Annotated in this window: 16 protein-coding genes and 1 pseudogene; 7 read left to right on the top strand and 10 right to left on the bottom strand. The window is 73.5% G+C overall.

Annotated features, from left to right (window positions below; genetic code table 11):
* Positions 1 to 120 precede the first annotated feature (120 nt).
* From leuS to holA, 3 genes are read left to right on the top strand one after another with little or no spacing between them, the layout of a single operon-like run.
* Positions 121 to 2,712: a leucine--tRNA ligase gene (gene leuS, locus EAH89_RS20900; protein WP_140885699.1), complete on the top strand. Its 2,592-nt coding sequence runs from the start codon at positions 121 to 123 to the stop codon at positions 2,710 to 2,712.
* Positions 2,678 to 3,289 carry an LPS assembly lipoprotein LptE gene (gene lptE, locus EAH89_RS20895; RefSeq protein ID WP_161993700.1) on the top strand — a complete coding sequence of 204 codons (612 nt, stop codon included), beginning with the start codon at positions 2,678 to 2,680 and terminating at the stop codon, positions 3,287 to 3,289. Before leuS ends, lptE begins: the two co-directional genes overlap by 35 nt.
* Before the next feature lie 13 nt (positions 3,290 to 3,302).
* Positions 3,303 to 4,310, top strand: a complete 1,008-nt coding sequence (holA, locus tag EAH89_RS20890) for a DNA polymerase III subunit delta (RefSeq protein ID WP_140885650.1) — start codon at positions 3,303 to 3,305, stop codon at positions 4,308 to 4,310.
* Positions 4,311 to 4,321: 11 nt separating this feature from the next.
* On the opposite strand, the gene EAH89_RS20885 is transcribed toward holA, so the two are convergent.
* From EAH89_RS20885 to EAH89_RS20850, 8 genes are all read right to left on the bottom strand, one after another.
* Positions 4,322 to 6,163, bottom strand: coding sequence for a putative bifunctional diguanylate cyclase/phosphodiesterase (locus tag EAH89_RS20885; protein WP_140885649.1), 1,842 nt, complete (start codon positions 6,161 to 6,163; stop codon positions 4,322 to 4,324).
* A complete protein-coding gene (locus tag EAH89_RS20880) occupies positions 6,160 to 7,302 on the bottom strand; it encodes an FIST signal transduction protein (RefSeq protein ID WP_241667132.1) in 1,143 nt (380 codons plus the stop codon). The genes EAH89_RS20885 and EAH89_RS20880 overlap by 4 nt, the downstream gene beginning before the upstream one ends.
* A 170-nt stretch (positions 7,303 to 7,472) precedes the next feature.
* Complete coding sequence (locus tag EAH89_RS20875) at positions 7,473 to 8,834, bottom strand: nucleotide sugar dehydrogenase (RefSeq protein ID WP_241667128.1); 1,362 nt, start codon at positions 8,832 to 8,834, stop codon at positions 7,473 to 7,475.
* Positions 8,835 to 9,018: 184 nt separating this feature from the next.
* On the bottom strand, positions 9,019 to 10,986 hold the full coding sequence (locus EAH89_RS20870; protein ID WP_140885646.1) for a polysaccharide biosynthesis protein: 1,968 nt from the start codon (positions 10,984 to 10,986) through the stop codon (positions 9,019 to 9,021).
* A gap of 9 nt (positions 10,987 to 10,995) precedes the next feature.
* Complete coding sequence (locus tag EAH89_RS20865; RefSeq protein WP_140885645.1) at positions 10,996 to 13,002, bottom strand: glycosyltransferase; 2,007 nt, start codon at positions 13,000 to 13,002, stop codon at positions 10,996 to 10,998.
* Entirely contained in the window at positions 12,999 to 14,111 is a 1,113-nt protein-coding gene (gene wecB, locus EAH89_RS20860; RefSeq protein ID WP_140885644.1) for a non-hydrolyzing UDP-N-acetylglucosamine 2-epimerase, read from the bottom strand. Before wecB ends, EAH89_RS20865 begins: the two co-directional genes overlap by 4 nt.
* A gap of 75 nt (positions 14,112 to 14,186) precedes the next feature.
* Positions 14,187 to 15,449 (bottom strand): glycosyltransferase family 4 protein, encoded by a 1,263-nt coding sequence (locus EAH89_RS20855; protein WP_140885643.1) that lies wholly within the window; start codon positions 15,447 to 15,449, stop codon positions 14,187 to 14,189.
* Positions 15,450 to 15,460: 11 nt separating this feature from the next.
* On the bottom strand, positions 15,461 to 16,243 hold the full coding sequence (locus tag EAH89_RS20850) for a DegT/DnrJ/EryC1/StrS family aminotransferase (protein ID WP_241667127.1): 783 nt from the start codon (positions 16,241 to 16,243) through the stop codon (positions 15,461 to 15,463).
* 530 nt (positions 16,244 to 16,773) lie between these two features.
* Between EAH89_RS20850 and EAH89_RS20845 the strand changes: the two genes are divergently transcribed.
* Positions 16,774 to 17,016, top strand: a complete 243-nt coding sequence (locus tag EAH89_RS20845; RefSeq protein WP_140885641.1) for a helix-turn-helix domain-containing protein — start codon at positions 16,774 to 16,776, stop codon at positions 17,014 to 17,016.
* Between the two features lie 126 nt (positions 17,017 to 17,142).
* Here the strand turns inward: EAH89_RS20845 and EAH89_RS20840 are convergent.
* A pseudogene (locus EAH89_RS20840) lies at positions 17,143 to 17,840 on the bottom strand (IS3 family transposase); the annotation flags it as partial.
* A gap of 188 nt (positions 17,841 to 18,028) precedes the next feature.
* On the opposite strand from EAH89_RS20840, the gene EAH89_RS20835 reads away from it, so the two are divergent.
* The 3 genes from EAH89_RS20835 to arsB are packed head-to-tail and all read left to right on the top strand — an operon-like array spanning position 18,029 to position 19,889.
* Positions 18,029 to 18,385, top strand: a complete 357-nt coding sequence (locus EAH89_RS20835; RefSeq protein WP_140885640.1) for an ArsR/SmtB family transcription factor — start codon at positions 18,029 to 18,031, stop codon at positions 18,383 to 18,385.
* Positions 18,382 to 18,819, top strand: coding sequence for an arsenate reductase (glutaredoxin) (gene arsC / locus EAH89_RS20830; RefSeq protein WP_140885639.1), 438 nt, complete (start codon positions 18,382 to 18,384; stop codon positions 18,817 to 18,819). Before EAH89_RS20835 ends, arsC begins: the two co-directional genes overlap by 4 nt.
* Positions 18,816 to 19,889 carry an ACR3 family arsenite efflux transporter gene (gene arsB, locus EAH89_RS20825; protein WP_277753872.1) on the top strand — a complete coding sequence of 358 codons (1,074 nt, stop codon included), beginning with the start codon at positions 18,816 to 18,818 and terminating at the stop codon, positions 19,887 to 19,889. The genes arsC and arsB overlap by 4 nt, the downstream gene beginning before the upstream one ends.
* A 1,631-nt stretch (positions 19,890 to 21,520) precedes the next feature.
* Here the strand turns inward: arsB and EAH89_RS20820 are convergent.
* Positions 21,521 to 23,089 carry an alkaline phosphatase D family protein gene (locus EAH89_RS20820; protein WP_140885638.1) on the bottom strand — a complete coding sequence of 523 codons (1,569 nt, stop codon included), beginning with the start codon at positions 23,087 to 23,089 and terminating at the stop codon, positions 21,521 to 21,523.
* Between the last annotated feature and the right edge of the window lie 138 nt (positions 23,090 to 23,227).

Raw genomic sequence — 23,227 nt, 5'->3', positions numbered from 1 at the left:
CCCCAGGGTTGCACCGCCCCCTTCCCACCCCGCGCGCGGCGGAATATGGGGACGCACCAACGACGAAGGCCCATATTGGCCCCGATGACCGACGGCCCGACCGACACCCCCGCCCGCCCGATGGAGCGCCCCCTGGAGCGACCCGTGGAGCGCTACGACTTCGCCGCCGCCGAGCCCCGCTGGCAGGCGGCCTGGGAGCAGGGCGCCCTCTTCGCCGCGCCCGACGTGCCCGACGGCACGAAGCCAAAGTACTACGTCCTCGAGATGTTCCCCTACCCCTCCGGCAAGATCCACATGGGGCACGTGCGGAACTACACGCTCGGCGACGTGGTCGCCCGCTACAAGCGCGCCCGCGGGCACGCGGTGATGCACCCCATGGGCTGGGACGCCTTCGGCCTGCCCGCCGAGAACGCGGCGCGCGAGCGCGGCACCCACCCCGCCGCCTGGACCTACGCCAACATCGCGGCCATGCGCGCCGAGCTGAAGAGCATGGGCCTCTCGCTCGACTGGTCGCGCGAGTTCGCGACCTGCGACCCCGAGTACTACGGCAAGCAGCAGGCCCTCTTCCTCGACTTCCTCCAGGCCGGCCTGGTCGAGCGCCGCAAGTCCTGGGTGAACTGGGACCCCGTGGACGGCACGGTGCTCGCCAACGAGCAGGTCATCGACGGCAAGGGCTGGCGCTCCGGCGCCCCCGTGGAGAAGCGCGAGCTTTCCCAGTGGTTCCTCGCCATCACGAAGTTCGCGCCCGACCTCCTGGCGGCGCTGGACACGCTCGACCGCTGGCCCGAGCGCGTGCGCACCATGCAGGCGAACTGGATCGGCCGGAGCGAGGGCGCGCGCGTGCGCTTCCCGCTGGCCGCGCCCGTGGACGGCGTCACCGAGGCGGAGGTCTTCACCACCCGCCCCGACACCCTCTTCGGCATGTCCTTCCTGGCGGTGGCCGCCGAGCACCCGCTGGCCGCGGCCGCCGCCGCCCGCGACCCCGCGGCCGCCGCCTTCGTCGCGGAGTGCCGCAGCCAGGGCACGAGCGAGGCCGCCATCGAGCAGGCCGAGAAGAAGGGCTTCGACACTGGCTTCCGCGTCGCCCATCCCTTCCTCGAGGGCGCGACCTTCCCCGTCTGGATCGCGAACTTCGTCCTCATGGAGTACGGCACGGGCGCCCTCTTCGGCTGCCCGGCGCACGACCAGCGCGACCTCGACTTCGCGCGCAAGTACGGCCTGCCCGTGCCCCCCGTGGTGCTGCCGCCGGGCGAGGACCCCGCGTCCTTCGCCATCGGCCGCACGCCCTGGACCGGCGACGGCACCCTCTACAACTCCGCCTTCCTGGACGGCCTCGACACCGCCGCCGCCAAGCGCGCCGCGATCGACGCGCTGGAGGCCCGCGGCCTCGGCCAGGGCGTCGTGAACTGGCGGCTGCGCGACTGGGGCGTCTCCCGCCAGCGCTACTGGGGCTGCCCCATCCCGGTCATCCACTGCGAGGCCTGCGGCACCGTGCCCGTGCCGAAGGACCAGCTCCCGGTCCTCCTGCCCGAGGACGTGGACTTCTCGGTGCCCGGCAACCCGCTCGACCACCACCCCAGCTGGAAGCACGTCGCCTGCCCCTCCTGCGGGGCCCCCGCGCGCCGCGAGACGGACACCTGCGACACCTTCGTCGACAGCTCCTGGTACTTCGCCCGCTTCTGCGCGCCCCGCGCCGAGGCGCCGATCACGCCCGAGGCCGCCGACGCCTGGCTGCCGGTGGACCAGTACATCGGGGGCATCGAGCACGCGATCCTGCACCTCCTCTACGCCCGCTTCTTCACCCGGGCGCTGTCCACCATGGGCCAGGTGCGGACCCCCGAGCCCTTCGCCGGCCTCTTCACCCAGGGCATGGTCCAGCACGCCTCCTACAAGGCGCCCGACAACCGCTGGCTCGCGCCCGACGAGGTGGAGGTCGCGGCCGACGGCAGCGCGGTGGAGAAGGGCACAGGCATTCCGCTCACCGTGTCGCGCAACGACAAGATGTCGAAGTCCAAGCGCAACACGGTGGACCCCGGCGCCATCATCTCCCGCTACGGCGCCGACACCGCCCGCTGGTTCATCCTGGCGGACAACCCGCCCGACCGCGACATGGAGTGGTCGGAGTCCGGCGTCGCCGGCGCCCACCGTTTCGTCCAGCGCCTCTGGCGCCTCGCCGCCACCCTCGACCAGAAGGGCGCGGCGACGCCCGGAGGCCGCGCCGGCGACGGCGACGCGCGCCCGCTGATGCAGGCCACCCACCGCACCATCGCCGCCGTCACCGCGGCGCTGGAGGGCTTCGCCTTCAACGTCGCCGTCGCCCGCCTGCACGAGTTTGCCAACGCCATCGAGGGGAGCAACGCCCCCCTCGAGGCGCGGCGCGAGGCGGTCTCGGTCATGGCCCGCCTGGTCGCGCCCATGATGCCGCACCTGGCGGAGGAGCTTCTCTCCATCCTCCGGCCCGGGACCACCGACTTGGTCGCGGGGATGCCCTGGCCCGAGGCCGACCCGGCGCTGCTGGCGGCGGAGACGATGACCATCGCCGTCCAGGTGCTCGGCAAGCTGCGCGCCACCCTTTCCCTGCCGGTCGGAACGCCGGAAGATGCCGTCCTCGCGGCCGCCGAGGCCGAGGAGAACGTGCAGCGTGCCATCGCGGGCAAGCCCATCCGGAAGCGCATCCATGTCCCAGGCCGAATCGTCAACTTCGTCGTCTGAGGCCCGATCCGAGGCCCGGTCTGAGGCCCACCCGGGGGCGACCGGCCGCCGCGCCCTGCTCGGGGCGCTCGGCGCCTCCCTCGGCCTGCCGCTGCTGGCGGGCTGCGGCTTCGAGCCCCTGAACGCCCCGCCGTCCCTCGGCGGCGGCACGGCGGATCTCGGCCCGGAGCTCGCCGCCATCCGGCTCGGCCCCACCTACGGCCGCAGCGGCCAGCTTCTCCACCAGTCCCTCGAGCGCCGCCTCGCCGCCCGCGACCCCAGCGGCCCCGCGCCCCGCTACCTCCTCACCACCTCCATCTCCTCCGCCTCCGAGGCCCAGGGCTACCGGCGCGACGGCTCGCCCTCCCGCTTCCGCCTCACCATGACCGCCCCCTGGACCCTCTCGACCCTCTCGGTGCCGCCCCAGCGGATCGCGGCCGGCACGGCGCGGGCGGTCGATTCCTTCAACCTCGCCGACCTCGAGTTCTTCTCCTCCGTCGTCAGCAGCGAGGCCGCCGAGCGCCGCCTGGTGGACCGCGTCGCCGAGGACATCGCGCTCCGCCTCGCCCTCGCCTTCCGCGAACGCCCCGCGGCCTGAGCCGCGGGGCCCGATGAAGCTCGACGCCCGCCGCCTGCCCGCCTTCCTGAAGGACCCCGGCGCCACCCGCGCGGCCCTCCTGCACGGCGAGGACGCGGGCCTCGCGCGGGAGCGCGCCGACGCCCTGCAGGAGGCCGTGGCCCCCGGCAACGACCCCTTCCGCGTCACCGACCTTGCCCGCGACGCCGCCGCCCGCCCCGGCGCCCTGGCCGGCGAGGCCGCGGCCCTGTCCCTCATCGGCGGCCGCCGCGTGGTGCGCGTGCGCGACGCCACCGACGCCCTCGCCGCGCCCCTGCGCGAGGTGCTGGACGCCCCCGGCGACACGCTGATTATCCTCGAGGCCGGCGAGCTTCCCGCCCGCTCCAAGCTCCGCCAGCTCGCCGAGGCCCATGCCCGCGCGGCCAGCGTCGCCTGCTACCGCGAGCGCGGCGCGGAGCTCTCGGCCAGCATCGCCGCCATCCTGCGCGAGGCCGGCGTCACGGCCGAGCCCTCCGCCATCGCCTGGCTCGCCGGCCGCCTCGGCGACGACCGCCAGGCCATGCGGCGCGAGCTTGAGAAACTGGCCCTCTACGCCGGCCCCGGCGGGCGGCTGGCCGAGGAGGACGTCCTCGCCTGCATCGGCGACGGCTCCGCGCTCGAGCTCGACGAAGCCCTCGTGGCTGCCACCGCCGGCGAGGTCGCGACCGCCGACCGCGCCCTCGAATCCGCGATGGCCGAGGGCGCCAACCCCGTCCAGGTCATCCGCGCCCTGCTGCGCCACGTCCAGCGCCTGCACCTCGCCTCCGTCGCGGGCATGCAGGCCCTGCAGCCGCCGGTCTTCTTCCGCAGCCGCCCGGGCTTCGAGAAGGCGCTGCGCCACTGGCGACCGGAGGCGCTGGAGACCGTGCTCGCCAGCCTGCTGGAGGCCGAGCGCCTGTCGAAGTCGGGCGGCACCGGGCGGCCCATGCCGGACGCGGCCCTGGCCCGCACCGCGCTGCTTACCATCGCCCGCCAGTCCGCGACCCTCGCGCGGCGCGGCTAGCGCCCGGCGCCTCAGGCCGCGACGCGCCCGCCCGCCTCCTCCAGCATCCGCCGCGCCGCCGCCGCCGGGACCGGCCGGCTGTAGAGGTAGCCCTGCACGTCGTCGCAGCGCTCGGCCCGCAGCCGCTCGAGCTGCGCCGGCGTCTCCACGCCCTCGGCCGTGACGGGGACGCCGAGGCTCCGCCCGAGGCCGATCACCGCGCGCACGATGGCGAGCGCCTTCTCACCGGAGGCGAGGTCCGCGACGAAGGAGCGGTCGATCTTGATCCGGTCGAAGGCGAAGTTGTGCAGCGAGTTGAGCGAGGAGTAGCCCGTCCCGAAGTCGTCCATCGCGACGAGCACGCCGAGCGAGCGCACCGCCCGCAGCGCGCCGAGCGTCGCCGTGGTGTCGTCGAGCATGACGGTCTCCGTCACCTCCAGCTCCAGCCGCCCGGGCTCGAGCCCGCTCTCGCCCAGCGCCTCCGCCACCGCCTTCACCACGCCGCCCGAGCGGAGCTGCACCACCGAGACGTTGACGGAGACGCGCGGCGCGCCCGGCCACCCCGCCGCCTGGCGGCAGGCCTCGCGCAGCACCCAGGTGCCGAGCGGCACGATCAGCCCGGTCTCCTCGGCCACGGGGATGAAGCTTCCGGGCGGCACCATGCCGCGCACGGGGTGGTTCCAGCGGACCAGCGCCTCGAAGCCGGTGATCCGCCCCGTCAGCACGCTCACCTGCGGCTGGTAGTGGAGCTCGAACTGCCCCTCCGCCAGCGCGGTGCGGATCTCGTTCTCCACGGTGCGGCGCGCCTCGACGACGGCGCGCATGGCCTCCTCGAAGGCGCGGTAGCAGTCCCGCCCCGCCGCCTTGGCGCTGTAGAGCGCGATGTCCGCGTGGCGCAGCAGGTCCTCGGGCGTCGTGCCGTCGGCCGGCGCGGTCGCGATGCCGATGCTCGTGCTGACGTTGACGATCTGCCCCTCGATCTCGAACTGCGCGCCGATCGCACCCACCATGCGACCCGCGATGCGCGCCGCCTCCGCCTGGCCGGCCGCCAGCACGACGGCGAACTCGTCCCCGCCCAGCCGCGCCAGCGTGTCGCCCGAGCGGATCTGGTGGCGCAGCCGCTCGGCCACCGCGCGCAGCAGGGCGTCGCCCATGCCGTGCCCGAGCGTGTCGTTCACGCCCTTGAAGCCGTCGAGGTCGAGGCAGAGCACGGAGCAGCGCCCGGCGGCGAGCGCCGCCTCCAGCCGCTCGCGCAGCAGGGCGCGGTTCGGCAGGTCGGTCAGCGTGTCGTGGTAGGCGAGGTAGGTGATGCGCGCCGCCGCGCGGTTGCGCTCCGTCACGTCCTCGCAGGTCGTGAGGAAGCCGCCGTCGGCGGTCCGGCACACCATGAAGCGCACGTCGCGCCCGTTGAGGAGCGTCTGCAGGATCTCGCCCCGCGTGCCCGCCTCCGCCAGCCGCAGCCGCTCCCCGGCCAGGCGCGCGTCGAGGAAGGGGCTCGCGCGGAGGAAGGCCGCGAAGCTGCACCCCGCCTCGGCCTCCGCCAAGCCCAGCATCTCGCGCTGGCGGCCGTTGCAGACCACCAGCCGGCCCTCGCGGCTGAACAGCGCCAGCCCGTTGGCCATGTTGTCGAGCGCGACGGCGAAGCGGAGGTTCTGCGCCTGCAGGTCGGCGACCGACCGCTCGAGCGCCTCGTTCACCTCCTCCAGCTCCGCCGCCATCAGCCGCGCCGCCTGGTCGCCGCGCCGGCGGTCGCGGTCGGTCTCAGCGTAGGCGCCGATGACCAGCTCCTGCAGGCGCGCGAGGTCCAGGCGGCCCGCCGCGTCGGTCGCGGCCGCGAGCTGGCGGCGGAACAGCCGCTCGGCGGGCGTGCTCACGCGGCCTCGGCGATCAGGGAGACGGCCATGGTCTGGTTCTGCAGCATGGCCGGCTCCAGCCGGCGCCGCGGGGCGATCTCGCCGTGGGAGTAGAAGCCGACCTGCGTCACCCCCGGGCCGAGCGCGGCCGTCACCGCGTGCAGCTCCTCGGCCGTGCGCTGGCCGAGCAGCATGTGGCGGCCGACGCAGCTCACGATCACGCCCAGCGCGTCGCCCCCGCCCGCCTCGGTGAGGGATTCGCGCGCCACCTGGGCCGCGCGGGCGGCGCCGTCCACCAGCCGGTCGAAGGTGCCGCGCATGAGCTGGGCGCTCCATCCCTCGGGGATGTCGCCCGCGAAGGTCATGCTGCCCGCTTCCCGGTCGATCGAGAGCACGGTCCGCACGAGCGTGTCCCCGGGTGCCTCCGGGTTCCAGACGAGCAGCGGGAAGAGCAGCGCCGTGCCCGGCAGCCCCGCCGCCTCCTCGCCGAGGTAGAGCTCGTAGAGCGCGAGGGCGGAGCGGCCGTCGAGTTGGTGCAGCACGTTGCCGCTCGACCGCGTGATGCGCCGACGCGGGCCGAAGGGGTCCCACCCCCCCGCGCTCGCGTGCGCCATCCGGACCGCGCCCCCGTAGAAGCCGACCGCCGCCGCGCGCCCCGGCCGCGCCGAGCCCCCGGCGCCGACGAGGGTGCGCAGGAAGCGCGCCCCGTCCCCCGCCAGCCCGCCGCTGACCGGCACGCGGCCGCCGAGCGACTCGGTGAGGGCCGCGGTGAGGGCGCTGCCGTTCACCCCCGTCCCGTCCGACAGGACGAGGACGCCCGCCAGCCCCTCGCCGCGCAGCGCCTCGCCGAGTTGCCGCCCGGCGCTGGCGGAATGGCCGCTGTCCGGCACCTCGGCTTCGGCCAGGCGAAGCGGCGTGCTGTCGAAGCGGCAGGCGACGCCGACGATCCCGCCCTCGTCGATCGCGTCGCCCGCGATGCCGGCGGCGGTGCTGCAGCCGAAGACGAGGGCGCCGGGGTAGCGCTCCGCGAGCGCGGCGGGCGCCCGCGCCGACTCGATGTTCCCGGCCGAGCCGAAGTAGAGGACCAGCGAGGGCGGCGCGCCGCCCGGCGCGAAGTCCCAGCCATCCCCCTCCCGCCAGCGAAGCTGCCCGACCTTCATGACCAAGGTTCCCTCTCCTCCGCGACAACACCGGTCGCCGAAGGGGGTAAACTGGCCGTGAGGCGTTAACAGGAGGCTGACGCGCGACGTCCCGCGTTGCGGCCCGCGTTACCGCGCGTGTCTCCCGTCCAGATTTTGGGGCCGCGGGCGGGCGGCGGCGGGCGCGGCCCTCAGGCCGTCACCACCACGCCCGGGCCCTCGCCGCGCATCGCGCCGCGCGTGTCCACCACGAGCGCCGCCGCGCGCCGCACCATCGCGAGGTCCATCCCCGGCTGCGGCGTCACCAGCAGCACCGCGTCCTGCGCGGCGACGACCGCCTCGTCGAGGGGAAGGCTCTCCAGCGCCGGCGTGGCCCCGGCCAGCCGGCGCGTGGCCGGGAAGCGCGGCACCAGCGGGTCGTGGTAGGCGACGCGCGCGCCCCGCGCCTCCAGCAGCCGGAAGATCTCGACGGCCGGGCTCTCCCGCGTGTCCGGCACCCCCGGCTTGTAGGCGAGGCCGAGCAGGAGGATGCGCGCGCCCCGCAGCGGGATGCCGCGCGCGTCCAGCGCGTCCCGCAGCCGCTGCACCGCGTAGCCGGGCATGGCGTCGTTCACCCGCCCGGCGAGCTCCACGAAGTCGCTCGGCACGCCGAGCTCCCGCGCCTTCCAGGCGAGGTAGTAGGGGTCCACCGGGATGCAGTGCCCGCCCAGACCCGGCCCGGGGCGGAAGGGCATGAAGCCGAAGGGCTTCGTCGCCGCGGCGTCGATCACCTCGTTCACGTCGAGCGCCATCGCGTGGGCGATCCGCTTCAGCTCGTTCACCAGGCCGATGTTCACGGCGCGGAAGACGTTCTCGTAGCACTTCGCCAGCTCCGCCACCGCCAGCGAGGAGACGGGCACGAGGCTGCCCGCCACCGGCGCGTAGAGCGCCCGCCCGACCGCCAGGCAGTCCGCCGTCGCGCCGGCGACGAGCTTGGGCACGCGGGCGACGGTGCCCTCGGGGTTGCCGGGGTCCTCGCGCTCGGGCGAGTAGATCACGAAGGCGTCCCGCCCGACGACGAGCCCGGCCGCGGCCAGGGCGGGCAGCACCAGCTCCTCCGTCGTGCCCGGGTAGGTCGTGCTCTCGAGCGCGACCGCCTGCCCGGGGCGGAGATGCGGCGCCAGGGCCGCCAGCGTGTCCCGCACGGCCGCGAGGTCCGGCTCCTTGTGCGGCCCGATCGGGGTGGGCACGCAGATGATCAGCGCGTCGCAGAGCGCGGCGGCCGCGGCCCCGCCATGGGCGCGCAACCCCCCGTCGAGCCGCGCCGCCGCCACCCGCGCGTCGGCGATTCCGTGCACGGGGCTCCGCCCGGCCTCGATCGCCTCCACCTTCGCGGGGTCGATGTCGAAGCCCTCCACCACGAAGCCGAGCTCGGCGTAGCGCAGCGCCAGCGGCAGCCCGGCGTAGCCGAGGCCGATCACGCCGATCCGCGCCTCCCGCGACGCCAGGAGGTCGAGCAGCCGGTCCCGCAGGTGGCGACCCGCGCCCGCGTCGCGCGCCAGGACCTGGTTCACGGCGCGCGGCCCGGCCGGGCGGGCGCGGTCGGGGCGCCCGGTTGTCGCACCGGGGTCGCGGGAAAGACCATCACGGCGTTTTGCTCCGTTAACGGAGCGCATTGAAGCCTTCCACGACCGCCGGTTGCAAGACCTTCCGGACGCGCGCGGAACGGAAGCCGGTCTTTCCGCCCTGGCGGCCCCCTCAGGCCCGCCCGGCGGCCGGCGTGTTCGGGGCGTGCTCGAACTCCGGCACCATGCGGGCGAGCCCCACGAGCGCCAGCCGCGACTGCCCGCCGCGCGCCGCGCCCGAGACCTCGTCGATCGCGCGCCCGACCAGCGCCGCGTCGGCCGTGCGCGGCGTCGCCACCAGCAGGCCCGGGAAGCCGGTCGGCCGCGGCGGCTCCTGCCCGTGGAACATCTCCTCGAACAGCTTCTCGCCGGGGCGGAGCCCGGTGAAGCGGATCTCCACGTCCTCGTCCGGCCGCAGCCCGGCCAGGCGGATCATCCGGCGGGCGAGGTCCACGATCTTCACGGGCTTGCCCATGTCGAGCACGAAGATGCCGCCCTCGCGCAGCTCCGGCGGCTGGTCCTCGCGGTCCTCGGCGCCGATCACGCTCGCCTGCAGCACCAGCCCCACGGCCTCGCGCACGGTCATGAAGTAGCGGCGCATGTCGGGGTGCGTGACCGTCAGCGGCCCGCCGCGCTCGAGCTGGCGGCGGAACAGCGGCACGACGGAGCCCGTCGAGCCCAGCACGTTGCCGAAGCGCACGGTCACGCAGCGCATCCCGCCCGCCGGCGCGCCGCCGGACGATCCCACGCCGGGCCCGCTCCCCTGGGCCGCCCGCGTCGCGACGTCGAGCGCCTGGCAGTACATCTCCGCCAGCCGCTTGGAGGCGCCCATCACGCTCGTCGGGTTCACGGCCTTGTCGGTCGAGATGAACACCATCGCCCGGCAGCCGTTCGCCCGCGCGGCGTCGGCGATCAGGCGGGTGCCGAGCGCGTTCGTCAGCAGCCCCTCCAGTGGGTCGTTCTCCACCATCGGCACGTGCTTCAGCGCCGCCGCGTGGAAGACGAGCTCCGGCCGGATCTCCTCCATCAGCCGCCGCAGCCGCGCCTCGTCGCGCACGTCCGCCAGCACCGCGCGCCGCGCGACCGCGGGGTGGTTCTCCGACAGCTCGAGGTCGATCTCGTAGAGCGCGAACTCCCCGTGATCGAGCAAGGTGAGGTTCGACGGCCCGAGCGCCGCGATCTGGCGCGACAGCTCGCTGCCGATCGTGCCGCCCGCCCCCGTCACCAGCACGCGGCGCCCCTGGATGAGCCGCGCCATCCCCTCGCGGTCGAGCGGCACCTGCGGGCGGTCCAGCAGCTCCTCGATCGAGACGGGCCTGAGGTCGATCCGCCGCGCCGCCTGCGGCCGGGCGCTGGCGGGGTCGAGCGCCGTCACGCGCGGCGCGCGGCGTACGGAGACCCCGTGCCGGTCCGCGGCGTCGAGCAGCGCCTCGAGCACCGGCCCGGACAACGAGGGATCGGCGAGGACGACCAGCGAGGGCAGCCGCGCCTCGGCCCGCAGCGCGTCCAGCACCGCCCCCGCCTCCTCCACCGTGCCGAGGATCGGCACGCCGAGGATGCGGCGGCCCCGCTGCCGCGCCCGCGGCGCGAGGATGCCCTCCACCCGGTAGCCCGGCGCGCGCTGGGCGATGAGCGCGCGGATGAAGAGGTCCGCCGCGTTGCCGCCGCCGGCCAGCAGCACCGGCTGCGGCGGCACGTCGGACTCCGGCCCGCCCCGGTGGGCCGAGCGGATGCGCCCGAGCAGCCGCGCGCCGCCCGTCAGCGCCGTCAGCACCCCCGCGTGCAGGAGGAAGAAGGCCGGGTTCGGCGGCCGCCACCCGCCCGTCACGAGCAGCCCGCCCCAGAACACCAGCGCGGCGATCAGCGCCGCGCCGAGCAGCGGCAGCAGGTCCGGCAGGCCGACATAGCGCCAGTACTGCTGCGGCAGGCGGAGCGGCAGCGCCGCCGCGGCGAAGGCGAGCAGCGACCCCGCCGTCGCCGGCCCCCACCACCCCGCCGGCGGCCAGGTCCCGGGCGCGGCCAGCAGCAGCGCCAGCGGAAGGGCCAGCGCCGCAAGGGCGAGGTCGAGGGCAAGGTTCAGCAGGATGCGCTGCGGCGCCATGGGATCAGCCTAGCGGCCGGGGGCGGCGGGGGCCGCCGCGTCCGGCAGGGACGGCGCGGCCTGCAACAGGCGCCACGCCGATGTTTCGGAAGGGGCGGATGCCGGGCCCGCGGCGCGCAGCCCGGCCTCGATCAGCGGCACGTCGGAGGTGACCGGCGCCGCGGCGGGCGGGGCCTCGGGCTCCTCGGCCGGCCGGGCGAGCAGCGCCGCGACCGAGTCCGGCATCGCCGAGGCGGAGAGCCCGGCCTCCACGAGCAGGCGCCGGCCCTCCGCCGCCGGCGGGGCCTCGATCGGGCGCCCGGCCAGCGGCGACGGTGCCGGGCGGACCGGGGGGGGCGCGGCCGGGACGCCGCCGGGCGCCTCGCCCAGCCCGGCGAGCAGCGAGAAGGGCAGGGGGCTCCCGCCCGCCGCCTCCGGCTCCACCGGCACGGGCTCCACCGGCGCCCGGGCGTCGGCCTCGTCCCGCAGGGCGGCGGACAGGCTCGCGAAGGCCCCGTTCGGCGGCGCGGCCTCAGCCGGGGGTGGCGCGGCGGCCCGCAGCGCCGCCGAAAGGCTCGCGAAGGGGTCGGGCTCCGCCACGGCGGGCGGCGACGCGACCGGCGCGGGGCCGGCGGGCGGCGGCGGAGTTGCCGACTGCAGGGCCGCGGAGAGGCTCGCGAAGGCGTCCTCCGCACCGGCCGCGGACGCGGCGCGCTCGCGCGGCGGGGTCCACCCGCCCGCAGGCAGCCCGGCGAAGGGGTCCGCCGGCGCCTCGGCCGGCGGCACCGCGGCGATCGGGACGGCGGCGATCGGGACCGCGGGGGACTCGCGGGGCGGGGCCGCCGCGGGCAGCGGCGCCAGCTCCCGGTAGAGGCCGACCAGCCGCGCCGCCTCGCCCGCCCAGCCGTAGCGGCCCAGCGCCGCGGCCCGGCCGGCGGCGCCCATGCTGGCGCGCCGCGCGGGGTCGGCCAGGGCGCGCACGGCTCCGGCCACGGCGGCGGGGTCGGCGGTGTCCACCAGCAGGCCGCAGCCCGTCTCCCGCACCACCGCCGCCACCTCCTCGGCGAAGGCGGGGGCGATCACGGGGATCCCGGCCAGCATGCAGTCGAACAGCTTGTGCGGCAGCGCCAGGCGGTGGTTCTCGTGGCCCGGCTGGAACAGCACGAGGCCGATGTCGGCCTCCGCCGCCGCCAGGCCCAGCGCCGCCGCGTGCGGCATCCAGCCGTGGCGGTCCAGCCGGCCGTCCAGGCGGCGCCGCCTGGCCTCGGCCAGGAACTCGGCCTCGCAGCCGTCGGTGAAGCGCCCGATGAGCGAGAGCCGCGTCCCCTCCGGGCAGTCCGCGAGGGCGGCGAGCATCTCGAAGGCGCCGCGCTCGCGCGTCAGGGCGCCGAGGTGCACGAGGGTCAGCGGCCCCGGCCGGTGCTCGCGCGGCTCCACCGGCACGGCGGCCGCGTAGTTCCGCACGGGCACGATCGCGACCTCGGGGAAGGCGTCCTCCAGCCCGTCCTTGGCCACCACCACGGCGTCCGCCCGCGCCGCCATCCAGCGGCAGGCCGCCCGCACCGCGCGCCGGCCGAGGCCGCGGAACACCCGGGGCAGCCGGCCGTCGAGGCGCGACGGGTAGTGCTCGTGCACGTCGAGCACGACGGAGGCCCCCGTCCGCCCGGCGGCCCGGATCGCCGCGTACCAGCTGTCCGGCTCGTGCGCGTGGATCACGTCCGGCTTCAGCCGCGCGGCCCGCGCCGCCAGCGCCCGCGCGGCCCGCAGCCGCCCGATCCAGCCCGTGGGGCGCGGGTAGGTCACGATCGAGACCCCCGCCAGGCTCGCCGGCACGTCCTTCGCCCCGCGCAGCGGCGCGGGCGCGAGGTGGGTCACGCGCCAGCCCGCCTCCGCCAGGGCCGCGCCCTCCTTGGCGACGATCCGCAGGTCGGTCGGCGGGTGCGCGGCCGAGAGCATCAGGACCAGCGGCGCCGGGCGCCTCGGCGCCCCGGCGGGGCCGCGCGCCGGCCGGGCGCGGGTGTCGGGCGCTTCGCTCATGCCGTGGCTCCCGCGGCGCCCATCGTCTCCGCCAGGTGCGCGGCCATCCGCGCGCCCGCCCGCCCGTCCCAGAGCGGGATCGGGCGCGCCCGCGGCCAGTCCCCCGCCAGCACCGCGGCCACCGCCGCGCCCAGCCCCGCGGGCGGCACCAGCCGGTTCGTCCCGGCCTCCAGCGTCACCGGCCGCTCGGTCGAGGGCCGCAGCGTCAGGCAGGGCAGGTCGAGCGCCCAGGCCTCCTCCTGCACGCCCCCGCTGTCCGTCGCGACGAGGCGCGCGCGGGCGAGCAATCCCAGGAAATCGAGGTGTCCGAGCGGCGGCAGGCGCATGACCCCTTCTGGCACGGCGAGGCCGAATTCCGAAAGACGTTGCCGCGTCCGCGGGTGCATCGGCCAGGCCAGCGGCAGGCGCCGCGCGGCCGCGCCCACGGCCTCCAGCAGCCCCGCCAGCGCCTCCCGCCCGTCCACGTTCGCCGGGCGGTGCAGCGTCAGCACGCCGTAGCCCCCCGGCACGAGGCCCGGCGGCAGGGGCCGCGCCATCGCGGCCGGCCGGGCGCGAAGCAGGCTGTCGATCATCGCGTTGCCCACGGCCCGCACCGCGCCGGGCGCGTGGCCCTCGGCCCGCAGCCGCGCCGCCGTGCCCTCGTCCGGCGCCCAGAGGGTCGTGCTCACCGCGTCGATCGCGCGCCGGTTGATCTCCTCGGGCATGTCGAGGTCCCCGCAGCGCAGCCCCGCCTCCAGGTGCGCCACGGGGAGGCCGAGCTTGCGCGCGGCGAGCGTCGCGGCCAGCGCGCCGTCCACGTCGCCCGCCACCACCACCATCGCCGGCCGCCGCGCCGCCCAGAGCTCCGCGCAGGCGATCATGGTCCGCCCCGTCAGCCCCGCGTGCCCGCCGCCCGAGATGCCCAGCGACACGTCCGGCGGCGGGAGGCCGAGATCCGCCAGGTGCCCGCCGAACATGGCGGCGTCGTGGTGCTGCCCGGTGTGGACCAGCACCGGCCGGCAGAAGGCGGGCCGCTCCGCCAGCGCGTGCACCAGCGCGGCCAGCTTGGGCAGGTTCGGCCGGGCCGCGGCAACAAGGTGCAGCTCGGGGGGGTTCGGCTCAGGCGCCATCGTGGCACGCCGGGGCGGAAGCCGTGCCTCGCGCCCCGCTCCCTCTCGTCGTCGTTGTGAAAACCGCCGGGCCGGTCAGGCCGCCCGGGCGAGCGGTGCGAGGCCGGCCGCCGCCTCCAGGATCTCGCAGAACCGCGCCGCGTGCAGCCGCCGGTCCCAGAGCCGCACCGCCCGCCCCCGCGCGGCCTTCCCCATGGCCACCCGCCGCGCCGGCGCGCCCGCGAGGGCGGCGAGCGCGTCCGCCAGCGCCGGCACGTCGCCCGGCGGCGCCGCGATTCCGCAGGCCGGCCCGTCCGGCCCCGCCTCCAGCAGCCGCGCCGCCCGCCCGGCCGCGTTGGTCACCACGGGCAGCCCGGCGGCGAGGCAGTCCATCAGCTTGTTCGGCGCCGTCCACTCCGCGAAGGCGGGCACCGGCGCCAGCAGGTGCAGCCCGATCCCCGCGGCCGAGAGCAGCGCCGCCACCTGCGTCTTCGGCATGGGGTCGAGGAAGGTGACGTTCCGCAGGTCCCGCCGCGCCGCCTCGGCCATCAGCCGCGCCCGCTCGCTCCCCTCGCCGACCAGCACGAGGCGCAGCCGGCGCTCGCCGGCGTTGCGGAGGATCGTCGCGGCCTCCAGCGCGGCGTGGAGCCCGTTCGCCCGCCCGTGCGCCCCGGCATAGACCGCCAGAACCTCGGCCGAGCCCGCCGCCTCCGGCCGCCAGGGCGCCACCTGCGGCCCGAAGAGGTCGAGGTCGCAGCCGTTGGGCACGACGTGGACGCGGGAGGCGCCGCGGGCGCGGGCGGTCTCGGCCATGCCCTCCGTCAGCGCGATCACGGCGGCGGCGCCCCGGCAGGCCGCCGTCGCCAGCCGCTCCATCCCCTCCAGAACCGGCCCCGGCACGCCGCCGGGCATCCGCGCCTCGGACAGCGCGCGCGGCAGCTCGGGCCAGGGGTCGCGGATCTCGAACACGTAGGGCACGCCCCGCATCCGCCGCGCGGCCAGGGCCGGCAGCGCGACCGTCAGCGGCGTGGAGGAGGCGAGGACGAGGTCGAATTCCTCCGCCAGCGCGAGGCCCCCCGCCCGCCAGGCGTAGCGCAGGAAGGCGCCCGTCCGCGCGGCCAGCGCCTGGCCGTTGCCGCAGGGGATGTCGAACTCCACCACGCGGAAGCCCGCCACCCGCCCCTCGCGCCGCCCGCCCTCGAAGGGGCCGGCGAGCCCCGTCACCGCGCCGTCGTAGCGCCCGCAGGCGAGCGTCACCGCGTGCCCGCGCGCGGCCATGGCGCGGGCCATGGCGTGCGCCCGGGTCGCGGTCGCGCCCCCGGGCCCGGAGTAGTGCTGGTGGAGATAGAGCAGGCGCAAGGCGCCGCCCCTCAGCGCCGCGCCAGCCGGCGGATCGTCTCGATCACGCGCGCCTGCACCGCCGGTGTCATGTTGCCGGACGGCAGGCAGAGCCCGCGCTCGAACAGCGAGGCCGCGACGGGGCCGCCGACGACCTCGGCGTCCCGGAAGGCCGGCTGCAGGTGAAGCGGCTTCCAGACCGGCCGGCTCTCGATGCCCGCCTCGTCCAGCGCCCGCCGCACCCCCTCCCGGTCGGCGCCGAAGCGGGCAGGGTCGAACATCGCGACGGAAAGCCAGCGCGAGGACCGGCCCCAGGCGGGCTCCGGCATGAAGGAGACGCCCGGCACGTCCGCCAGCCCCACGACGTAGCGCGCGAAGACCGCGCGCCGCGACGCCACCCGCGCCTCCAGCGTGCGGAGCTGCGCGAGCCCGACCGCCGCCAGCACCGAGGAGAGGCCGTAGGAGTAGCCGGTGGTCTCGTGCTGGTAGTGCGGCGCCGTCTCCTTGGCCTGGGTGCTGAGGTGCCGCGCCGTCGCGATCAGCGCGGGGTTGTCGGAGACGAGGGCGCCGCCGCCGCCCGCGGTGATGATCTTGTTGCCGTTGAAGGAAAAGCAGGCCAGCCGCGCCCCGTGCCCCGCCTTCGCGCCGCCGCGCCCAGGGTACTCCTGAACAGCGCCTCGGCCTGCACCGGCGACAGCGCGGCGAGGCGCGCGCCTAAACCGTCGGCCGGGCCGCTGAACGGGTGCGGGGCTCGGTCCCAGGGGTTTGGCGGACCGCGGCGCAGAACGGCTCGCCGGTGCTCGGCAAACAGGCACCCCCAGAAACCGCGGTCCACGTCCACCTGCGTGCCGTGGTGCCACATACCCCGAGCATCGTCCGCGAGCAGGTCACCGTCAGGGCAGGAGTTGGGCCGGGAGCCCAGCCGATCGAAGCTCACCACCCCCTCCCAGAGAGTGCGGCCCGTGCCGTCGAGCACGCGGAGCTCGTCCCCGCTCTCCAAGGCGTAGAGGCCCTCCTCGCCCGGCAGGGCAGGGTCATGGATCGACCAGATCACTCCCTCAGGGCCGACCTCAAGGATCTCCCTGAGGAAGCCGAGCTTCACTAACACCGAGAACTGATTTCGCCTTGTAGCGTGCTCTTGCCGCCTCAAGCTCACTGCTTTCTCCATCAAGGAAAGAGGGAAGTTCACCCGAGCTGCTCCTTCTACAAGCAAGAGGTCCAGCCACAGCATGATCATGCATTTTTTGTATGATGCGGGCAGTCGAGGGTCCATACATTTTTTGCATAAGGTGGTTTTTCGCATAGCGAGGCGTCGTGCACTGCTGGCAAGGCGCGTCTCCCCTAAATGTCCTGGCTTCAGTCCTCAGCGACACTGCGGAAGCTCCTTGTCGAGCAGCGGCAGGCTGAAGGACTTTCGCAAGCTGAACTTGCTGGTCGGTTAGGGCGGCCACAGGCCTTTATTTCGCGACTTGAGAGCGGGCAGCGCCGGCTTGACGTCTTTGAGTTCGTAGACATCGCGGAGGCCTTGCATCTCGACCCAGTGACTCTGTTCGCCAACTCAATCAAAGCGCTTCACAGGATAAGATAAGGATTTGGTCCTGAAAGCTTGCGTGCGAGCTGTGCTACAGCCTCATCGCCCTTGCTGAGGGACTGCTCGACGCCGTCTGAACGCTCGGACCGGGCACTGGTCTGCGCCCCAACTCTGGTCCGGGGTCTATGCAAGTTCTCGGGCTGGTTGAGCTTGGTTGGCGAAGGTGCTCGGGGTCAAGTTCCCAAGCGCCGAGTGGGGCCGCTCCTCGTTGTAGTGGCACCTCCATTCCTCGATGCGCTCCTTGGCATCGGCCAAGGAAAGGAACCATGAGGCGTTCAGGCACTCGGCCCGGAGCCGGGCGTTGAACGCCTCGATGAACGCGTTGTCCGTGGGTTTGCCGGGGCGCGAGAAGTCGATCTCCACCCCGTTCAGGTAAGCCCAGTGGTCGCGCAGGCGATCGGCGAACTCCGGCCCGTTGTCCACCCTCAGGCTTTTCGGCTTGCCCCGGGCGCGCACGAGTTGGTCCAGAACCTCGACCACCTGGGCTGCTCGGAAGTTGGCTCTCGGATGCGCTGAGAGGCCCTCTCGTGTGTGGATGTCCACCACGGTCAGGATCCGGATCGGGCGGCCGTCGAACAGTTGGTCGGACATAAAGTCCATGGCCCAGATCTCGTTCGGCGCGACCGCTCCCGGATGTCCCTGCCGGTAGCGCCAGGCCCGCTTGCGCCGCGGCAGCTTGGAGCGGATCGCCAGCCCCTCCTAGGCGTACAGCCGGTAGGTACGCTTATGGTTCACCGGCCACCCAACCTTCGGCGTCCGAAGAAGTGCTTCGAACCACGCCGCAGCAGCACGTGCAGGCGCCGGTAGCCGTACCGCGCCCGCCTTCACCTCGGTGACGTGGTAGCCGGGTTCGGTCTGGCGCCCGTCGTAGCTGATGACCAGCCGGCGCCCCAGTGGGGCCGCAGCGCGCCGAGCGAGGCGTCGCCCTTGAAGCCGATGCTCAGCGGAAGGACCAGCGCGTTCATCGTGACCCCTTACATCTCAATTGATCTTGAGTTATTGAGCCGTCATGGACGAAACGCAAGCACTCGATGCGCTGGGCGCCCTCTCCCAGGAAACCCGCCTGCGGATCGTGCGCCTGCTGGTGACGGCGGGGCCGGACGGCATGGCAGCCGGCGCCATCGGCGAGGCCATGGGCGCAACCTCCTCGCGCCTGTCCTTCCACCTCACCCATCTCGAGCATGCGGGCTTGGTACAGTCGCGCCGGGACGGCCGGTCGATCCGGTACTCGGCCGTTTACGACGCCCTTTCCGGCCTCATCGCCTTCCTCCTGCAGGACTGCTGTCAGGGCCACCCGGAGGTCTGTACCCCCGCGGTCGCCTCCCTATCGGCCTGCGCCTGCCCCTCTCCGGAGCCAGCGACATGACCATTACGATCTTCCACAACCCGGCTTGCGGGACGTCCCGCAACGTCCTGGCCCTGATCTGCAATAGCGGCGAGGAGCCGGAGATCGTCGAGTACCTGAAGACCCCGCCGTCTCGGGAGGAGCTGGTGGACCTGATCCGGCGCATGGACATCCCGGTCCGCGCCGTGCTGCGTGAGAAGGGGACGCCCTACGCGGAGCTGGGTCTCGGCGATCCGTCTCTCACCGACGACCAACTGCTCGACGCGATGATGGCGCATCCCATCCTCATCAACCGCCCCATCGTGGTGACGCCGCTCGGCGTGCGCCTGTGCCGGCCCTCCGAGGCGGTCCTCGACATCCTGCCCAAGCCGCAGCGCGGCGCCTTCGCTAAGGAGGACGGCGAGGCGGTGGCCGGCGCCGACGGGCAGCGCGTCGCCAAGGATTCAGCGGCATGAGCGCGGCCGTCGAGGGCGAGGCCGCCATCGGGCGCCGCAGGGCCGCCATGGGCACCTTCGAGCGCTACCTGACCCTCTGGGTCGCTCTCTGCATCGTGGCAGGCATCGCCCTCGGCGCGGTGCTGCCAGGCCCGTTCCAGGCGCTCGGCCGCCTGGAGGTGGCCCAGGTCAACATCCCCGTCGCCCTGCTGATCTGGGCGATGATCATCCCCATGCTGCTCCGCGTGGACTTCGCCGCCATGGGCCAGGTCGCGCGCCACTGGCGCGGCATCGCCGTGACTGTCGGCATCAACTGGCTCGTGAAGCCGTTCTCGATGGCCCTGCTGGGCTGGCTGTTCATCGGCTGGCTGTTCCGGCCCTGGCTGCCCGCGGGGCAGGTGGACAGCTACATCGCCGGCCTCATCCTGCTGGCGGCCGCGCCGTGCACGGCCATGGTCTTCGTGTGGTCCCGCCTGACCGACGGCGACGCCAACTTCACCCTGTCCCAGGTCGCGCTGAACGACGCGATCATGCTGGTGGCCTTCGCCCCAGTAGTCGGCCTACTCCTCGGCCTGTCCGCCATCACGGTGCCCTGGGACACGCTGCTCCTCTCGGTCGGCCTCTACATCGTCCTTCCCCTCGCAGCGGCGCAGGCCTGGCGGCGGTCGCTGCTCGCCTCCGGCGGCGAGGCGTCCCTCGGGCGCACGCTGAGGGCGCTGCACCCGGTGTCGCTGGTCGCGCTGCTGGCGACGCTGGTGCTGCTGTTCGGCTTCCAGGGCGAGCAGATCCTCGCGCAGCCGCTGGTGATCCTGCTGCTGGCGGTGCCCATCCTCATCCAGGTCTACCTCAACGCGGGCCTTGCCTACCTTCTGAACCGCCAGTGCGGCTCGGCGCACAGTGTCGCCGGACCGTCGGCCCTGATCGGCGCCTCCAACTTCTTCGAGCTCGCTGTCGCCGTCGCAATCGGGCTCTACGGCTTCGAGAGCGGCGCCGCGCTCGCGACGGTGGTCGGCGTGCTGGTCGAGGTGCCCGTCATGCTCTCGGTGGTCCACATCGTGATGCGGACGAAGGGCTGGTACGAGCGCGGATAATGGCCGCGTACCTCGCGTGACGCGGGGGGGGGCGTTGACGACCACCCTCGCCACCACGCAGACCCTCATCCGGGCGGCTACCTACTGTTGACCGGCCATGGCGAGACGTGAGCGCGTGTTGTGCCTGAGGCGGAGGCCTCACCGAGTAATCTGAGGTGCGTTGAACTACGGCTTGGATGGGTCCGCTGGCCTGAGCCTCGCAGCCGGCCCTCCTCCTCGAGAGCTCGCATCCGCTGCTCTGACTCCATCGTCTCCGCTCTAGTGGCAAGGCGATCAGCGGCCATCAGGCACTCGCGGAGCGCATCCGCAAGGCGACGCCGCCATTCCGCTTGCTCGTCGTTCTGGCTCGTGGTCATGCCGCATGCACGTGCCGCCTTTGCCGGTCGCCAGAACGTAGAGACCTCGCCCCGGAGGACGAGGCCTCTACCGGCTCGGGAGGCTTGCGATCACCTCGCCCCAGAGCCGGCCTCGGTTCCGCCAGGTCGTCCGATCCGGCGCCAACCGCGGGGCGGAGGGGCCGGAAGATCAGACGATAACGCGGGATATGGGCGCTTCAAGTTATTTCGGGATCAGCCCTACTCGGAGCAGGGCAGCATCCTCTAAGCTCCTTCCGGCGGGGCCGGGTCGTGACATGGAGCCCGCGTGCCGTGTCTCGGGGGAGCACGGACGCCCCGCTACTCTCCTGGCCATCCACTTCTGGCCTGATGTATGCGAGGCCGCTGGAAAGCCGGGAGATGATGGATGGCGGTCTCAAAGCATGCAGAGGGTCGGGCCAGGGAGGACCGGGCTTCCCTTGAAGCACAGCTCCGGTTTCTCGAGAACGGAGGCAGTCGGATACCGGGCGACACGCCAGGTGACCTTCAGGTCTCCACGGCCGATGCCATGGCCGAGGTAAGGCGACGCATCGCCGTCTGTGACGAAATCATCGCCGCCGAGAAGGGCAAAGCCGGGGGGCAGTGATGCCCCATCCAACGGATGTTCTTGTCCTCGTTGCAAGCTGGCACTCGCAGGTGGCGACTAGCCTAGCCACCAAGGGTTACATCCGGCCAGCAGTCTTCAACGGCTGCCAAGCAGCCCGGAGGATGTGACCGACAGCTGCGCAGGGCCTGGTATGTGGAGACTGCCTGACGCGTTGCCCTGGCGGCCTCCTCCAAGCAAGGCTTGGCCGCCCAGCACGAGCGCTACAGCCGCAGCGAGAAAACCGCACCACACCTTGAACATGGACCTCGGCTCCTTTCCATGACGAGCACCCGCACACTGTGACTCACTTTTATGTGATAACAGAAGTGACATTTTTGTGGAGCTTAGATGGAAGCGTGCTGCGCCGCCGCAGGCCGCACCTTCGCCTTCAAGGCCGCTATTCAGGGCTACATCGACATAACCAATGCCAAGCCGGATGCCTTCGTCTGTACCAAGTTGGCCAGCGGCATCCTCGCCAACGTCGCACCGCGCAGCAGACGACTTTGGGAAGGTCTAGGAGCTCAGGATGCTCTGTCGAAACCCCGTCCGGCCAGAACAACGGCGGAACAGGGTGCATGCAGCTCGAGTTGCGTGCGGGGGAAATAGGGAGGCTGTCCCGCGGCAGCCCCCCCTGCAGCATTCTGAAGGGCACTTGCTCGCAAAGCTTTCACTCAGCCACCGGCTGGCGTGAACCGCCGCTCCCAGAGCGAGGTGCCGCTCATGTTGCGTAGCAAAACCGTCATGTCGCCGCTCTCGCCGGCAATCTGCACCTCCCCGAAAAACTGCGTGTTCTCCCCTGGAGCTGCGTTGTCCGTGCCGGGCGCCTTCTGCCACACGACTTCCGGACCAAATGTGTCGTCGAGCGCGTTCGGCCCAAAGCCGCCCGCCCAAAGAGGGCCGCTCACGAACTCCCAGAAAGGCGCGAAATCGCGGAATTTGGCGCGCTCGGGATGATAGTGGTGGGCGGCGGTGTAGTGCACATCGGCCGTCAACCACACCACGTTGCGGATGTTCCCGGCGCGAATGGAGGAGAGCAGCTCTGCCATCTCCAGCTCGCGGCCAAGGGCAGGGCCATCGCCGTTCGCCACAGCCTCGAATACCGGCCGGCCCTGGCTATCCTTGCCGTCTGGCACCTGCAGCCCAATCGGCATGTCGGCCGCGATGACCTTCCAGGTCGCGCGCGAGGCCTGCAAACCGTTCTTCAGCCAGCGCAGCTGCGCCTCTCCCAGGAACGCGGTTTCGGCCCCCGCGGCCTCCTGCCGATTATAGGTGTTCGGGCCGCGGTAGGAGCGCATGTCGAGCATGAAGAGGTCGAGATGGGGACCGTAGGACACGCGACGGTAAACCCGCTCGGCCTCGTCGGGGTTGGTGCGAAGCGGTGCGTAGTCCAGGAAGGCGCGGGTGGCGTTGGCGCGCAGCGCGCCGATGCGCTTCTCGTGGTAGGCCGCGTTGGCCGTGAGATCCTTGCTGTCCGACCAGTTGTTGACGACCTCGTGGTCGTCCCACATCCACATCTGCGCGACCTCGGCATGGAAGGCGCGAACGTTGCGGTCCATCAGGTTGTAACGATGAGCGCCGCGGTACTCGGCCAGGCTTTCGGCCACCTTGGCCTTCTCGGGCGTCACCAACTGCCGTGACAGGCTGCCGTCCGGGTAATGGATCTCACCTGCCACGACGCTGTCCGCGTAAATCGTATCGCCGCAATGGATGAAGAAGTCCGCGCCCGTTCGCCGCATCGCGTCGTAGGTCATCATGCCGCCGCGACTCTCGTCGATGCCCCATCCCTGCCCCGTAGTGTCGCCGGACCAGAGGAACTTCACGTCACGACGCGACACCGGCACCGTGCGGAAGCGTCCATTGACGGGCTCAGCGGCCACACCGGACGGGTCCTTGAAGGTGACGCGGTAGAAGATCTCCTGGTCAGGGGGCAGGCCGGATAGGTCAACCTTGCCGGTAAAGTCGGTCGCTTCGGTCGCGTGCGGGCCGAGGACGCGCTGCGCGTCGCGGAAGATGTCGCTTGTCGACCACTCCACCTGCATGCGGGAAAGCCGGTCCGCACGGCTCCAGATGATGGCGCGATCGGCCGAGACGTCCCCGGCGCTTGCACCCCATTGCGCCCGCGGGCGCAGCGCGTCGCTGCTGATGAGCGCGGGGGCGCCTCCCTGCCCGAAGACGAACCCGGGCCGCGCAAGCAGAGCGCCGGCGAGGGCGGCGCGACGGCTCACGCGGAAATTGGACATGATCTACCCCTTTAACCTCTAACGACGTGTTCTCTGCCGCCTCAATCATGATGTGCAGTGGATCCTCCCGGTGAAGGATTGGTGACATCGCCTCAATCTGCCGCTTACCTCCTCCTGGAGGTCAGCGGTCGTACCCTA

Origin of the sequence: Muricoccus nepalensis, assembly GCF_006438825.1 — a bacterium.
GTDB classification, from domain to species: domain Bacteria; phylum Pseudomonadota; class Alphaproteobacteria; order Acetobacterales; family Acetobacteraceae; genus Roseomonas; species Roseomonas nepalensis.
The sequence above is the reverse complement of the archived record's forward strand: the minus strand, read 5'-3'. Positions and strand labels throughout refer to the sequence as shown.